The organism is Polaribacter haliotis (assembly GCF_014784055.1).
Lineage (GTDB): Bacteria > Bacteroidota > Bacteroidia > Flavobacteriales > Flavobacteriaceae > Polaribacter > Polaribacter haliotis.
In genome coordinates this window covers 877772-892531 of record NZ_CP061813.1, presented here as the reverse complement: position 1 = coordinate 892531, position 14760 = coordinate 877772, and the positions used below count along the sequence as shown (strand labels likewise).

The 14760-nt window shown below is 28.7% G+C and carries 13 protein-coding genes and 1 tRNA gene; 3 read left to right on the top strand and 11 right to left on the bottom strand.

The features are described from left to right. Window positions 1-28: 28 nt before the first annotated feature. Genes H9I45_RS03685 through H9I45_RS03675 form a run of 3 tightly spaced genes read right to left on the bottom strand, consistent with a single transcriptional unit; the run spans window position 29 to window position 1712 of the window. Window positions 29-451 carry a DUF2147 domain-containing protein gene (locus H9I45_RS03685; protein WP_088353287.1) on the bottom strand — a complete coding sequence of 141 codons (423 nt, stop codon included), beginning with the start codon at window positions 449-451 and terminating at the stop codon, window positions 29-31. A gap of 48 nt (window positions 452-499) precedes the next feature. Then, window positions 500-1027: a KdsC family phosphatase gene (locus H9I45_RS03680; RefSeq protein WP_088353288.1), complete on the bottom strand. Its 528-nt coding sequence runs from the start codon at window positions 1025-1027 to the stop codon at window positions 500-502. Further along, window positions 1017-1712 carry a Rossmann-like and DUF2520 domain-containing protein gene (locus H9I45_RS03675; protein WP_088353289.1) on the bottom strand — a complete coding sequence of 232 codons (696 nt, stop codon included), beginning with the start codon at window positions 1710-1712 and terminating at the stop codon, window positions 1017-1019. Before H9I45_RS03675 ends, H9I45_RS03680 begins: the two co-directional genes overlap by 11 nt. 74 nt (window positions 1713-1786) lie before the next feature. On the opposite strand from H9I45_RS03675, the gene H9I45_RS03670 reads away from it, so the two are divergent. The 3 genes from H9I45_RS03670 (at window position 1787) to H9I45_RS03660 (ending at window position 3977) form a co-directional block, all read left to right on the top strand. Next, window positions 1787-2941: a trans-sulfuration enzyme family protein gene (locus tag H9I45_RS03670; RefSeq protein WP_088353290.1), complete on the top strand. Its 1155-nt coding sequence runs from the start codon at window positions 1787-1789 to the stop codon at window positions 2939-2941. Window positions 2942-3029: 88 nt separating this feature from the next. Further along, window positions 3030-3746, top strand: coding sequence for a bacillithiol biosynthesis deacetylase BshB1 (gene bshB1, locus H9I45_RS03665; RefSeq protein WP_088353291.1), 717 nt, complete (start codon window positions 3030-3032; stop codon window positions 3744-3746). A gap of 155 nt (window positions 3747-3901) precedes the next feature. Beyond that, a tRNA-His gene (locus H9I45_RS03660) sits at window positions 3902-3977 on the top strand. A gap of 213 nt (window positions 3978-4190) precedes the next feature. Here the strand turns inward: H9I45_RS03660 and H9I45_RS03655 are convergent. The 8 genes from H9I45_RS03655 to uvrA form a co-directional block, all read right to left on the bottom strand. Continuing rightward, window positions 4191-4556, bottom strand: coding sequence for a helix-turn-helix domain-containing protein (locus H9I45_RS03655; RefSeq protein ID WP_088353292.1), 366 nt, complete (start codon window positions 4554-4556; stop codon window positions 4191-4193). Between the two features lie 543 nt (window positions 4557-5099). Further along, entirely contained in the window at window positions 5100-5846 is a 747-nt protein-coding gene (locus H9I45_RS03650) for a LytR/AlgR family response regulator transcription factor (protein ID WP_088353293.1), read from the bottom strand. 2 nt (window positions 5847-5848) lie between these two features. Next, entirely contained in the window at window positions 5849-6691 is an 843-nt protein-coding gene (locus tag H9I45_RS03645; RefSeq protein WP_088353294.1) for a metallophosphoesterase, read from the bottom strand. Between the two features lie 6 nt (window positions 6692-6697). Continuing rightward, window positions 6698-8725 (bottom strand): sensor histidine kinase, encoded by a 2028-nt coding sequence (locus H9I45_RS03640; RefSeq protein ID WP_088353295.1) that lies wholly within the window; start codon window positions 8723-8725, stop codon window positions 6698-6700. Between the two features lie 89 nt (window positions 8726-8814). Beyond that, window positions 8815-9918 (bottom strand): type 1 periplasmic-binding domain-containing protein, encoded by a 1104-nt coding sequence (locus H9I45_RS03635; RefSeq protein WP_088353296.1) that lies wholly within the window; start codon window positions 9916-9918, stop codon window positions 8815-8817. A gap of 297 nt (window positions 9919-10215) precedes the next feature. After that, window positions 10216-11358, bottom strand: coding sequence for a hypothetical protein (locus H9I45_RS03630; protein ID WP_088353297.1), 1143 nt, complete (start codon window positions 11356-11358; stop codon window positions 10216-10218). Between the two features lie 2 nt (window positions 11359-11360). After that, on the bottom strand, window positions 11361-11885 hold the full coding sequence (locus H9I45_RS03625; protein ID WP_088353298.1) for a hypothetical protein: 525 nt from the start codon (window positions 11883-11885) through the stop codon (window positions 11361-11363). Next, window positions 11885-14677 (bottom strand): excinuclease ABC subunit UvrA, encoded by a 2793-nt coding sequence (gene uvrA / locus H9I45_RS03620; protein ID WP_088353299.1) that lies wholly within the window; start codon window positions 14675-14677, stop codon window positions 11885-11887. The genes H9I45_RS03625 and uvrA overlap by 1 nt, the downstream gene beginning before the upstream one ends. Window positions 14678-14760 lie beyond the last annotated feature (83 nt).

The window sequence follows — 14760 nt, the reverse complement described above, 5'->3', positions numbered from 1 at the left end:
AATTATTGCTTAATTTTTAAGAATAAAATTACTCAGCTCTTTCCCAATAAGCTGTTTTTCCAAAAAGTGAAACACCAATATAACCACGAAGTTTTAGTTTATTTGGTTTTACAAGTTCAATATAACATTTGTATGTTTTTCCATTTCTTGGATCTATAATTGTTCCTCCAGACCATTCATCATCGTCTTTTTCTAAACCAGACAAAATATCTAAACCTAAAATAGGTTTGTTTTTAAATTCTCCTTCACAATCTACACAACGTGCATCTTTTCTGTCAGGATTCATAATTTCTACAACTTTTGCAAATGCCTTTCCTTCTTTCTCATAAATTTCTAAAACAGAATCTACAACACCTTCATCAGTTCTAGAATTCCATTTTCCAAAAATTGTTTGTGCATTTATGGTAATTGTTAAAATTAAAAGTAAAGTTGTTAATAATATCTTTTTCATAGTTATCGTATTTTTATTTCCAAAAGTATCAAAAATAAGGAAAAAACTTTAATCGTATTTTGCGTTAAAATTATTCTCCCATTTTCCTTGTACTCTAAGAATTTGTTCGATAACATCTCTAACACAACCTTCACCACCTTTTTTGTAAGAAATATATTTAGAAACTTGCTGAATTTCTGGTGCAGCATCATTTGGGCAACAAGGCATTCCTACTAATTTCATTACTGGAAAATCTGGAATATCATCTCCCATATATAGTACATTTTCTGGTTGTAAATTATACTTTTCTACCAGTTGATTGTATTGTTTAATTTTATCATGAGCACCTAAAAAAATATCTTTAATTCCTAAGTTTGCCAAGCGAGTTCTTACGCCTTCATTTCTTCCGCCAGAAATAATACACACGTTAAAACCTTTATCAACAGCTGTTTTTAAAGCATAGCCATCTTTAATATTCATATGTCTTACCAATTCTCCATCTGGCATAATGGTTACCATTCCGTTTGTTAAAACACCATCAACATCAAAAATTAAAGTGTTTATTTTAGGTAATAATTGTTTATAGCTAATTTCCATTTTGGATTGATTTTGTTATCAATTTATATATTTTTTGTTGTTCTTTATGTAGCAATTCTAAGTGATTTTTTATTGTCTTTTTATCGTTTCTAATTGCAGGGCCTGTTTGTGCTTTTTTAGGAGATAAAGTCTCAATTTTTAGTGCTGTTTCCTGAATTAAAGGTTGTAAGATTTCAAAAGGAACTTTGTGTTCATCACAAATATCATTCCCGATTTTATACATTTGGTTTGTAAAATTATTTACAAAAACAGCTGCAACATGCAAGGCTTTTCTTTGTTCGGAATTTACGTTATATATTTTTTTTCCAATTGATTTTGCTACGGTTTCAAGCAATTTATAATCACTCCCATTTTCAGTTTCCAAACAAAATGGAATTTCAGCAAAATTGACTTTTTTATCTTTTGAAAAAGTCTGTAACATGTAAAAAACTCCCTTATTAGATGTGTTTTTTAAATTCTCTATAGAAAAACTTCCAGAAGTATGCACCACAAAAGAGTTTTCAATTTTTGAAGAAACTTCAGCAATTGCATCATCAGAAACTGCAATAATAGTAAGGTCCGCTTTTGGAATATTTGATAAATCTCTAGAATTTATTTGAGTCGCTTTTATTGCATCCACTTTAGAAAAAGCGTTTACTAAATGCGTTGCGACATTTCCATTACCAACAATTACGACTGAAATCATATAAGCGAAGATATTCAAAAATTATAGAAATTTAGAATTGGATTTGGTATTTTAGCAGAAGTAAAATTTTTTAAATGAGAAATGATAAACAACTAGGAATAAACACAACTTGCGTTCACGTTGGTGAAGTAAAAGATAACGAACATAAAGGCGCAGTTTCGCCAATTTATATGTCAACTTCGTATGCTTTTGATGGTGTTGATGTAAAAAGATATCCACGTTATTTTAATACACCAAACCAAGAAATGTTGTGTAAAAAGATAGCCGCTTTAGAAAAAACAGAAGATGGTTTGATCTTTAGTTCTGGAATGGCAGCAATTTCTGCAGCAATGTTTGCCTTTTTAAAAACGGGCGATCATGTAATTATTCAACAAGTAATTTATGGAGGAACATTTAATTTAATTGTTTCTGAGTTCGATAAATACGGAATCGAATATTCATTCACAGAATCTGATAAAGCTGAAGATTTTAAATCACTTTTAAAAGAAAATACAAAGATTTTATATATTGAAACACCTTCGAATCCACTTTTAGGAATTACAGATTTAGGGGCTATTGCTAAATTAGCAAAAGCAAATAATTGCCTAACAATGATTGATAATACGTTTGCTTCTCCCATAAATCAGAATCCTGTAGATTTTGGTATTGATATCATGTTGCATTCTGCCACAAAATACATGGGAGGTCATTCAGATATTTCTGCAGGTGCAATTGCAGGTTCGAAAGAACATATTGCGCAAATTTGGAAAACGGCTATTAATTTTGGTGGAAATTTAAGTGATCAAACAGTTTGGTTGTTAGAAAGAAGTTTAAAAACATTGAATCTTCGTGTAAAAGAACAAACTAAAAACGCACAAAAAATGGCTGAGTATTTGGAAGGGAACCCAAATATGGACCGAGTTTATTATCCAGGTTTAAAAAGTCATCCACAACACGAATTAGCGAAAAAACAAATGAAGGGTTTTGGAGCCATGTTATCTTTCGAATTAAAAGAAAATATTGATGCCATGGAATTTCAGCGTAATTTACAGCTGATAAAACCGTCTATGAGTTTGGCAGGTTTGGAAAGTACAACAGTTAGTCCAGCACAAACTACACACGCTTTATTAAGCGAAGAAGAGCGCTTAGAAAGAGGAATTAAAGACGGTTTAATCCGTTTTTCTGTCGGAATTGAAGAAGTGGAAGATTTAATAAATGATATTGAACAGGCTTTGATTAGTCTTCAGTAGGCAGTCGCAGTTTTCAGTAGCAGTAGCAGCTGAAAGTTACAGTAATACAATTACACATTTAAACAATTACACGATTACACATTAAAATATGAAATTAGATATATTAGCTTTTGGTGCTCATCCAGATGATGTAGAATTAGGTTGTGGAGCAACAATTGCCAAAGAAATTTCCTTAGGGAAAAAAGTGGGAATTGTAGATTTAACAAGGGGAGAATTAGGAACTCGTGGTTCTGCTGAAATTCGTGATGTGGAGGCACAAGATTCGGCAAAAATATTAGGTGTTTCAGTGCGTGAAAATTTAGCTTTTGCAGACGGTTTTTTCACAAATGATAAAGAACATCAATTAGAAATCATAAAAATGATTCGTAAATATCAGCCAGAAATTGTGTTGTGTAATGCAATTGACGACAGGCACATAGATCACTCAAAAGGAAGTAAATTAGTTTCTGACGCTTGTTTTTTAAGCGGATTAATGAAAATCGAAACGGAAGTAGAAGAGAAACCACAAGAAAAATGGCGACCAAAACAAGTGTATCATTATATCCAATGGAAAAACCTAGAACCTGATTTTGTAATTGATGTAACTGGTTTTATTGATAAAAAAACAGCCTCTGTCTTAGCATATAAAACACAATTTTACGATCCAAATAGTAACGAACCAGAAACACCAATTACCAGTAAAAATTTTATTGATAGTATTAATTATCGCGCAAGAGATTTAGGAAGATTAATAGGAGTGGAGTTCGCAGAAGGTTTTACCACAGAACGTTACGTAGCTGTAGAAAATTTAGATAAATTAATTTAATAAGAATACGCTTCTCGATGTTAATCGAGGTTTCAGATAAACTGTCTTTCCCGTAAAAGAAGGAATCCAAAAAATAATGTTTTTTCATAAAAAAAACATTATTTTTTATTGTTTTAGAATAGAAAAAATATTTATATTTGCACCCGCAATTATATGGTGGTTGTAGCTCAGTTGGTTAGAGTATCGGTTTGTGGTACCGAGTGTCGCGGGTTCGAGTCCCGTCTTCCACCCAAAATGAAATCCTTCTCAATTTTGAGAAGGATTTTTTTGTTATTCTTCTTAAGAAATTTACAAAAAAAAAGCCTTCAATAAATGAAGGCTTTTTTTTAACACTCTAATTAGGGTTAGAGCAAGTAATTAAGCGTTGAGTTAACTTTTTAAAAGGTTTATTGCTAGGGAACAATAAACCTTTTTAAGTACAATTAACCTTATAGGGATAGTTAATTAATTTTTTTTCACATACTCTTCAATACTTGACAATTTTTCCAAAATATCAATTGATATTTCTTTAAATTGATTTCTAACTATATTTTTAACATGATAATCTATAGGGGATCGATTTTCATCCAAAGACATATAGTTTTTTTTATTCTTTCCAATTCCTTTAAATAACCAAATTGGATCTATTTTATTTATGTTATCGATAATTCCAAGCAAGATTGTTTCATTAGGTTTTTTTGAATGATTTAAAACCGCACTTACCAACTGTTGAGAAACTCCTATGAGTTCTGAAAACTGTTTTTGGTTTAATCCAGTATCTTTAAAAACCTTAACGATTCTTTCTGTCCTTTTTTTATCTTCACTTTTCACTTTTTTTTTTTGCTAGGGGGATTCCAAATGTAAATTAAAAAAACCACATATAATGATATATTTTAATATTTTTTATGATTTTAAGTAAGAATAATTCCGTTTTTTAAAATAAAATAATTAAAGTTAAAGTTTATGTAATAGTTTTTAATTATTTGAATTAAAGTGTTTTAATTTAAAAATAATATATTTTTTAAATTCTTTATAATTTCATACTACAAATAAGGATTAAAAATCTACAATTAATGATTTTATTTGTTTTTTTAACTAAAATTAATTTAAATATATGTGATAAATCATTCATGATTGTTAAATTTATTTCAAATATTTATTCGAAAATTTCACAAAAAAGAAGGACAATAAAAACTTAAAAATTACTTTAATTGAATTGTTTTATATCAATTTTGGGTAATTATTATCGTTTAAAAAAATAATTAATTACACCAAAATAATATTAAAAAAAGTTTTCTATAGAGAAAAAATATTAACTTTTAAAAATGTTTAGATATAATACGAAGTGTAAAATTGAGTGTAATATGAAGGTTTTTATTGTTTAAAATATTCTAAAACCTCTGCTCTTTTTCTAATTGAAACAGGTACATTCGATTTATCGGTTAATAAAAGGTAACCTCCATCTGACTTTATAAACTCTTTAATATATTTTGAATTTATTAAATGACTTTGGTGCACTCTTAAAAAACCGACTTCCTTCAACATATCTGCATAATATTTTAATGTTTTAGAAACTAAAATTTTAGAACCATCATTAAAATGAAAAGTTGTGTAGTTATTTTCGGATTTACAACGAATAATAGCACTAATATTAACAACAATAATTTTATCGGAAGTGTGTAAGGAAATCTTTTCTGGTTTGTTGTTTGGTGAAGTTACAGTTTGTTGTAACACTTCTAATTGTGCTTTTTCTGGTAGTATTTGAACTTTGGCTTTCTTGATAGCTGTTTCTAAATCGGAATCTGAATATGGTTTTAAAATATAATCAATCGCAGAAAACTTAAAGGCTTTGATGGCATGAGCATCACTTGCAGTAACGAATATAATTTTCGAATGTAAATCTGGTAAAATCTCCAAAACATCGAACCCAGTGCCATCACCTAACATAATATCTAAGAACAAAATGTCTGGTGTATTTTTTCGAATTAGTTTGGAAGCTTCTACTACTGAAGTTGCAGTTCCAATGATTTCAATTTCTGAATGATTGTTAGAAATATCGCTTGTTAGCATTTTTAATGCTAATGGGTTGTCTTCGACTATGATTGCAGTGTACGATTTCATATTTATTTTTTCTCTAATTCAAAAATGGTTATTTCTGGTCTTACATTAAACCGAACTTGTAAAATATTTCCTAAAGCTCTGTTAATATATAATGTTCTCCCATCGTTTAAATCGATTTCTCCTGCTGTATATTTTTTATTTTTAACTGGTAAAACTGGCGGATTTATAAAAGGCGGTTTTACTTGCCCTCCATGTGTGTGTCCAGCTAAAATCCAACCTTTATAATTGTTCCAAACGTCTAAGTCGCAAACATCAGGATTATGACATAAAACAACATTTGCCCTATTTTTATGAACTTGATTCAGAACTTTTTTTGGATCAAAATTCAATCCCCAAAAATCATCTAAACCAATAATATTCAATCCATTTATTTCTTTTTGCTGATTACTTAAAACTGAAACTCCTGCATTCTCTAAAAGATTTGTAATTTTATCAGCCACGTTTTGTTCAGTCCAATTATACCCATAATCATGATTACCTAAAATTCCAACAGTTCCTAATTTTCCTTTTACAACGCTTCTTAAAACGGTTTCTAACTGTGTGAATTGCTCTTCATTTTCATAAGAAACATAATCTCCAGTGTACACAACAAAATCGGGTTTTAATTCTTGTGCTTTTTGAAAAGATTCAACTATATATTGATAATCAAAACCATTTCCAACGTGAATATCGCTGATTTGCATCAATGTTTTACCAACTAAATTTTCGGGTAAATTTTTAATTGGCATTTTAACTTTTACAAATTCTAACCAAAAAGGTTCTATTTGCCAAGAATACAAACCACCAACAACACCAATTCCAATGGAAGATATAAATGTGTTTTTAATAAATTTTCTTCTTTTCATAGCGTTTTAATAATCCGTTTTTAATGGAATTTTAAACCAAACTTTGGTTCCTATAATATGGGTTTCTTCTTTTATTTCTTTAATTGAAAAAGCACCTTTTTTAGATAAATTTTCGATTCTTTCTTTCGTTATTTTTAATGCGACAGATTTATGAGAAGTGTCTATATTTATTTTTTTAGATTGATGAAACCCAACTCCATTATCGGTAATTGTACACTCTAAATTATGTTGTTTTACATCAAAACAAATGGTTATAACCCCATCTTTATTTGCTGAAAATCCATGTTTAATAGCGTTTTCAGCAAAAGGTTGCACCAACATTGGCGGAATTAGAATTTCTTCAATATCTATATTATTTAACTTCGTTTCTATATAATATTGAAATGTGTTAGTACTCATTTTTTGCTCTAGATCTAAGTAATTGGTAAGCGATTCCACTTCATCTTTTAGGCTGATTTCTTCCAAACGAGAATTGTTTAAAACACTTCTTAAAAGTATAGAAAATTGTGATATTGTTTTATTCAATTCCTTCGTGTTTCCAGCATTTCCTAACGCTTTTATTCCATTTAAAACATTAAAAATAAAATGCGGATTCATTTGTAATTGTAACGCTTTATGCTCTAAACTTAATAAATGGTTTTCGAGTTTTAATTGCTGTACTTTTTGCTTGTTTTTCTTGTTGATTTTTCGAATATAAATATCAATAATCAATGCTAATAAAAAACAGAAAACAGCAATGGAAAGTATGATAAACCAAACTTTCAAGTAAAAAGGTTTATCAATATTAAAAGTGAATGTTTTACGACTTATTTCATCTGAATTTTTAAATCTCGATTCTACAATAAATTCGTAATTCCCATATTTTAAGTTTGCAAAATCAACCCTGTTTGTTGAGTTCCAAGGAGAAAATGTTTTATTTATTTTAAAACGATATTCTATATTTTTAGTTTGCTGAATAGCGATACTTTTAAATAAAAAAGAAATGTTATTCTGGTTTGATTCTAACAATAATGTTTTATTTGAATACTCATTATTTATTGAATCTATAGAGATAAAATTAATTAAAACATTTTTAATAATTAGAGTAGGAGCTTTAATGTAATTTGAATTTTTCTTTATAAAAACACCTTTATCTGTTGCAATAAAAACATTGTTTTCAGCATCTTTAAAAACTTTATAAATAGTGTTTGTTTTTAAATTACTGTTGTATTTATTCATGCTTTTTTTAAAGTTGAAAGAAGTAACATCTAAAATTGTAATTCCGTTATTTTTAGTATTTACATAAATTTCATCATTAATATTAGAAATGTTAGAAATGTCGTTTTTTGTGTATTTCTTAACGAAATTTTCTTCATTTAAAATACGAATAATTGCATGGTTGTTTTCTACAACCAAAAGAGAAGAATTTACTTTTAAAAACGAATTGAAAGTTCCACTTTTAAGCTCTTTTATTATTGTTGGTTTGTAGAGTTTGTCTAATTTCCATAATCCATTATTGGTAGCAATGTAAAAGAAATTTTTGTAGAAAATAATATCATTTACAACTGAAAAATCTAAATTATACGTGGTTTTTAAAGGTTGTAAATAGTTTGTTTTAAATTGAAGAATTCCTTGGTTAGAACCCACATAAACTTGATTATTATGTTCAATTATTTTGTGGATTTCTTTGCCTTCAAAATTAGAGAATCCTTTTTTAGTTTTTATGGTTAATCCGTTTTCTGTACCTATAAAAAGACTATCGTTTTTAGATAAAAGTGTGGTTGAATTTTCTGAATTAAATTTCGTAATTTTTTCTCCATCGAATTGTAAAATGCCTTTATTTGAAGAAAACCAGATATAAATGTTATTATCTTGATGGATATCCGAAATTTTATACGATTTATAATCTCTAAAAGCTTCTATTTTTTGGAAATCATTTTCTTGAGAAAAACCAGCATTTAAACAGAAAAACGAAAAGATGAGAAATAGTAAATTTCTCTTCAATATAAATTGAAAAGAACAAGAGTTTACGATATTTTTTAAAGAAAAATTCATTTTAACAAACTTACTAATTAAAACGTCATTACACCATTTTTAATTTTGTGCAATGACGTTTTCTCCATCTATAATTTACAATTCATTTACTATTTCATTGCGTACAAACGCTTGTTGCTTGTATCTGGCTCTATATGTTTTAGATCTCCATAAGGCTTAATTAATGGTTTTAAAACACACAAACCAGTTGTTCTTCCTCTAATTACTAACATGTTATTTTTTACAGACCAATTCCATCTAAATTTTTCAATTGGAATGTTTAGCTTATTCAATTCTGCAGTTAATTCGTTGTGTAATTCAATCCAATCCATTACTTCTTCTTGCATGGTAAATTTTGGCATTTCTTCATCTGTATTATGGAAATCGAATTTCCATTGAACAGGAATACTAAATTGAGTTGTATAAGCTTCACCTACATATCTTTCTTCTTCATTATTTAAGGCATCATACCAATCGATTTCTGTTTCTTCTGGGTATTTCTTAGCCATTTCTTTCGATAAATCCATTTTTCCAGGTGAATTCGCTGTCGGATAAAAAACATAGAAAGGTTTTGCCAAATAATGATTTGAGAATTTTCCTCCGAAAATTGTGTGATAAGGAGATGCAATTACTTTTGCGTTTTCACTTGTATGAAATGCATCTTTTAGCGTTTTAATTAAATCGGCATTTTCGATTAAACCAGAAGCATGAAATATAATTTTAGAATTTTTATTTACCACATTTTTCAATTTTGGTAATGTTCCTTGAGTAATCGTTTTTCTTAATGTTTCTGATGTAATTTTATCTCCTCTTACAATGGTTTCTAAATTCATTCCTTTGTAAGGATTGCTTTTATTTACTATATGAATTTCGCTATAAGGATTCTTATTTCCATTATCATTTAACCAAGTAATAATTTCTTCTAAGGAATATTGACCATCGATAACTTTTAATCCTTTTTCTTTAAAATAATTTCTTGCAGTAGAATAAAATGTTTCATTTCCTTTGTCGAAACCTGCAATAAATACGATTGGTTTTTTATAGGTTATTTTTTTTTCTTTAGTTTTTAATTCTGTTGAAATTGGTGTGTTGTTTTCAGCAACAACTTTTTTCTGATTTTCTTTTTTAACTTCTGGATTATCACATCTTAAACAAAGCGTTAATGTTAATATAAATGAAAATACAATAATTAATTTTTTTGATAATGTTCTCATGGTTTCTAATTTTTAAGTGTTAATACACTGTAAAAGTAGTAGAGAACTTTACTTAAATTTTGGCTGTATTAGAATTCGTGAAGGATGAATTAGAATTCGTTTATTAATTATGAAATTTGCCACGAATTGTGAGATTTACTCAATCACAGAAAGTAAGAAATAAGATATTATTTTCAAAAATTCCACGAACAGACCTAGAAGTTTGTCACGTTAAAGCGTCTTACATAAGAGTAAATTAATAATTTTTAGCCTCTAGCATTGCAGAGTGACAAATTACGTAAGGAAATTAAAAAAAGATTACTCAATAATAACCTCATTATAATTAACCAATTCTGTTAACCCTTTTTCATCTGGATTTTTGGCAAACGAACGTAAATAAGCATCCATATATTTTATGATGCGTTCTTCAGGATAAAACAGCACTTTATTGTCATATTGTGCCCATTCATTCATTTGAATGTAAGTCTTTCCATTTTCATATCTGTAAAAATTTTGAATATGTTCTGGAAGTGCTTCCTCTAATTCATTATTGATAAAAACATTGTAATAGTTTAAATCTGCCGTAAAAAAATGAAAAGAAAGTAAATTATCATAAAAACCAGTTAGGTTATTCGCTAAAGGTAAAACCATCGTAAACACCAAAATAACTAATTTTTGTTTGTTGAAGAACTTTAAGAAAAACTCTAAAGCATTTGTGGTTTTTAGCGTCCAAAAAATAATAAATACGCTAATCATATTCTGAATATTCCAAGGCACAACATTGTAACCATAGCCTAAATAGAAAAGCAAAAAAGTGATAATCCCATGCATTCCTATAATGAAAATCACTCCGAATTTTCTCGTTTTATTAAACAATAATAAAACACCCATTGATGCTTCCAACCAAGGAACAGCATACGTAAACAATTCTAAAAACCATTGAGGTAAACAAATTAAAGCTGTATTTACAGTTTCTACACAACTAAAATGTTTGTTTAAAGCACTTAACCATTGCACATAAAATGCTTCGTTAACTTTCTGAATTCCGCTCCAAAAATAAGTTGCAAAGAAAACGAGAATAACTGCATATAAAACTTTTTTTGCATCGGCGTTTTTAGGAAATAAAACAATTGCAAAAATGGTTAAAAAACTTTGGTAGAAGTAGGGTTGGAGTCTGTTTTGGTCAATTAAAGCTAATAAAACGTAGAGTAAAACAACTAACCAACCTTGCCATCTTTTATTCTGAAAAATATATACAACTTGAATCACAAAAAAGAAACCTGCTAAAATATAATCAAAAGGAGCAGTAGGTATTGGCAACCAATCAAACAAAGGAATTACAGGAAATATTTTAGTTGTAAGCCATAATTTTGGTGCATACAACATCATAACCAAAACAGGTAGAATTGCTAAAATTCTTACAGAGTTTACTTTTTGTTCGTTGGTTAAGTTTTTTAGCATAATTAGTTAATTTCTTTCCATTCTCCTTTTCGAAAATACATATTATTAAATTTAGGAGAATTAAATACAAGAATAAAATCCCAAATTTCTCTGTAAACTGTTGGATTGGTTGTTAAAATATGATGGTTTGGAAATAACATTTCAAGTTTAGGTCTTTCTGATGTGAAAGTTTTTCTTGTAGAAAATTTTCCTTTGTAAGTTTCATTTATGACTTTTCCATCTGTGACATAAAAATAGATTGAATCATTTTCTTTAATCTCAAATCGAAAATTATTGTACTGCCAATCTGCTTGTTTTGGAGAAAAATAATTTCTATCAATTATATATTCTCCATAAAAATCTGATTTTTCTAAAACTTTCTTTTCAAATAAAGGTCGTGAAATTTCTCCTAAAATTGATATAATAATAACAAACAACCAAAAATATAAAACAACTTGTGCAAATATTTTTTTATTTGTGATACCAGCAGTTATGAGCAAGATTAGACTAATTGGTAATAAAATAAATATGAAAAATATTCCAGCCACTAAAACACCAATTTCTCTGCTAAATATTTAGCAGTATAAGATTCTTTATTTCTAGCTAATTCTTCTGGAGTTCCTTGGAAAATCAATTTACCTCCATTTTTTCCTCCTTCTAAACCTAAATCAATTATATAATCTGCACATTTTATTAGTTCTATATTGTGCTCAATAACGATGATGGAATGGCCTTTATCGATTAAAGCATTAAAAGAAGCTAATAATTTTTGAATATCGTGAAAATGTAAACCTGTTGTAGGTTCATCAAAAATAAATAGTGCTTTATCTTTAGTGTTCCCTTTTACTAAAAACGAAGCCAATTTTATTCTTTGTGCTTCTCCTCCAGAAAGCGTAGAAGAAGATTGCCCTAATTGCACATATCCTAAACCAACATCTTGCAAAGGTTTTAGTTTTTGCGCGATTTTAGTTACTAAGTTTTCAGAGAAAAATTCCACAGCATCATCAATAGTTAAATTTAAAATATCGTCAATAGATTTTCCATCAAATTTAACTTCTAAAACTTCTTTTTTGAAACGTTTTCCATTACAAACATCACATTCTAAATGGACGTCTGCCATAAATTGCATTTCAATTGTAACCTCTCCTTCACCTTTACAAACTTCGCAACGTCCACCTTCAACATTAAAAGAAAAATGTTTGGGTTTGTAGTTTCTTATTTTTGATAATTTCTGATTTGAGAATAATGCTCTAATATCATCATAAGCCTTTATATAAGTTACAGGATTGGAACGAGAAGAACGCCCAATTGGGTTTTGATCTATAAATTCTACATGTTTTATCGTTTCAAAACTTCCTTTAATATCTGTATGTTGCCCAATTTTATCTCCATAACCATTCAACTTTTTTTGCATTGATGGATATAAAATATTCTTTACCAAAGTACTTTTTCCAGAACCAGAAACTCCAGTAATTACGGATAAACAATTTAGTGGAAAAGTAACATCGATATTTTTTAAATTGTGTTCTCTAGCGCCAATTATCTGAATATTATTTTTTGATGTTCTACGTTTTGTTGGAACTTCAATTCGTAAATCGTCATTTAAGTATTGTGCAGTTAAAGAATCGGATTTTAGAATTTCTTTAAAAGTTCCTTCTGCAACAACATGTCCACCAAAAGTTCCTGCTTCTGGGCCAATATCTATAATATAATCAGCCTCTTTCATAATATCTTCATCATGCTCCACAACCACAACTGTGTTACCTAAATCACGCAAATCTTTTAAAACGCCAATTAATCTTTCTGTATCTTTTGGATGCAAACCAATACTCGGTTCATCTAGAATATACATAGAACCTACAAGTGAACTTCCTAACGAAGTTGCTAAATTTATACGCTGACTTTCCCCACCTGAAAGTGTGTTAGAAGTTCTGTTGATAGTTAAATAATTCAAACCAACATTCGTTAAAAATTGTAGTCGATTATTAATTTCCGTCAACAAACGTTTACCTATTTTCTCTTCGTATTTATCTAATTTTAAATTTTTGAAAAAGACAGATAATTCATCTAAAGGAAGCGTTACCAAGTCAGAAATTGTCTTTTTATTTATTTTTACATAATCGGTTTCTTTTCGCAAACGCTTGCCATTACAAGTAGTACATTTCGTTTTTCCTCGATAACGAGACAACATTACACGATTCTGAATTTTATAACTTTTTTCTTCTAAAACCGTAAAAAAATGCTGAATTCCGTTAAAACTCTTATTTCCAGACCAAACTAATTCCTGTTGTTTTTCTGTTAACTGAAACCAAGGTTTGTGAATTGGAATATCAAACTTATATGCAACATCAATTAAATCTTCTTTATAATGAATGTAAGAAGGCGTTTTAAAAGGAAAAATAGCATCTTCCATAATTGATAAACCAGTGTTAGGAATTACCAAATCTTCATCAATTCCAATGACATTTCCATAACCTTCACAAGTTGGGCAAGCTCCATAAGGATTGTTAAAACTAAACAAATGCGTGTTTGGTTCGAGAAAAGACATTCCATCTAAATCGAACTGATTGCTAAATTCAGACACTTTATTATCTGCTAAATTTTCGATAAAACAAATTCCTTTTCCTTCGAAAAAAGCAGTCTGAATTGCATCTGCCAATCTGTTGTAAAAATCTTCATCATCTTTCGTAACAATTCTATCAACCACTAAAAATAAAGGTTCGTTTTTGAAATCTTTTTGAGGGAAATCCCCAATTCTGTAAACTTTATCATTCCATTTTAAACGCGCATAACCTTGTTGTTCTAGAACTTGTAGAACCGTTTTTAAATCGCGATCTTCATTAATTGTAACAGGAGCTAATAATAATAATTTCGTTTTCTGCTCAAACTTTTTTATAAAGTTTACAACATCGGAAACTGTGTCTTTTTTTACTTCTTGCCCAGAAATAGGAGAGATGGTTTTTCCAATTCTTGCATATAATAATTTAATGTAATCGTAAATTTCTGTTGATGTTCCAACTGTAGAACGAGGATTTGTTGAGTTTACTTTCTGCTCAATCGCAATTGCAGGCGCAATTCCTTTGATATAATCTACTTTTGGTTTGTGTAATTTTCCTAAAAACTGACGTGCATAAGAACTTAAACTTTCTACATAACGTCTTTGACCTTCTGCATACAAGGTATCAAAAGCTAAAGAAGATTTTCCAGAACCAGATAAACCAGTAATTACAACTAATTTATTTCTAGGAATTACAACATCAATATTTTTTAAATTATGGAGTCTAGCTCCTTTAATTATGATGTTTTCTTTCGGATTTACTTTGGAAATATCTTTTATCATTTAGCAGAAATATGAACGATAAATTTACCAAAAAATTGCCTTTTTTATGGAATCTATACACTTTTTTTAAGAAAAGTTTGCTT

Excerpts from the sequence above, each read along its gene's own strand:
- H9I45_RS03685 (WP_088353287.1), bottom strand. The coding sequence starts at position 451 with ATGAAAAAGATATTATTAACAACTTTACTTTTAATTTTAACAATTACC.
- H9I45_RS03680 (WP_088353288.1), bottom strand. The coding sequence starts at position 1,027 with ATGGAAATTAGCTATAAACAATTATTACCTAAAATAAACACTTTAATT.
- H9I45_RS03675 (WP_088353289.1), bottom strand. The coding sequence starts at position 1,712 with ATGATTTCAGTCGTAATTGTTGGTAATGGAAATGTCGCAACGCATTTA.
- H9I45_RS03670 (WP_088353290.1), top strand. The coding sequence starts at position 1,787 with ATGAGAAATGATAAACAACTAGGAATAAACACAACTTGCGTTCACGTT.
- bshB1 (WP_088353291.1), top strand. The coding sequence starts at position 3,030 with ATGAAATTAGATATATTAGCTTTTGGTGCTCATCCAGATGATGTAGAA.
- H9I45_RS03650 (WP_088353293.1), bottom strand. The coding sequence starts at position 5,846 with ATGAAATCGTACACTGCAATCATAGTCGAAGACAACCCATTAGCATTA.
- H9I45_RS03645 (WP_088353294.1), bottom strand. The coding sequence starts at position 6,691 with ATGAAAAGAAGAAAATTTATTAAAAACACATTTATATCTTCCATTGGA.
- H9I45_RS03640 (WP_088353295.1), bottom strand. The coding sequence starts at position 8,725 with ATGAATTTTTCTTTAAAAAATATCGTAAACTCTTGTTCTTTTCAATTT.
- H9I45_RS03635 (WP_088353296.1), bottom strand. The coding sequence starts at position 9,918 with ATGAGAACATTATCAAAAAAATTAATTATTGTATTTTCATTTATATTA.
- H9I45_RS03630 (WP_088353297.1), bottom strand. The coding sequence starts at position 11,358 with ATGCTAAAAAACTTAACCAACGAACAAAAAGTAAACTCTGTAAGAATT.
- uvrA (WP_088353299.1), bottom strand. The coding sequence starts at position 14,677 with ATGATAAAAGATATTTCCAAAGTAAATCCGAAAGAAAACATCATAATT.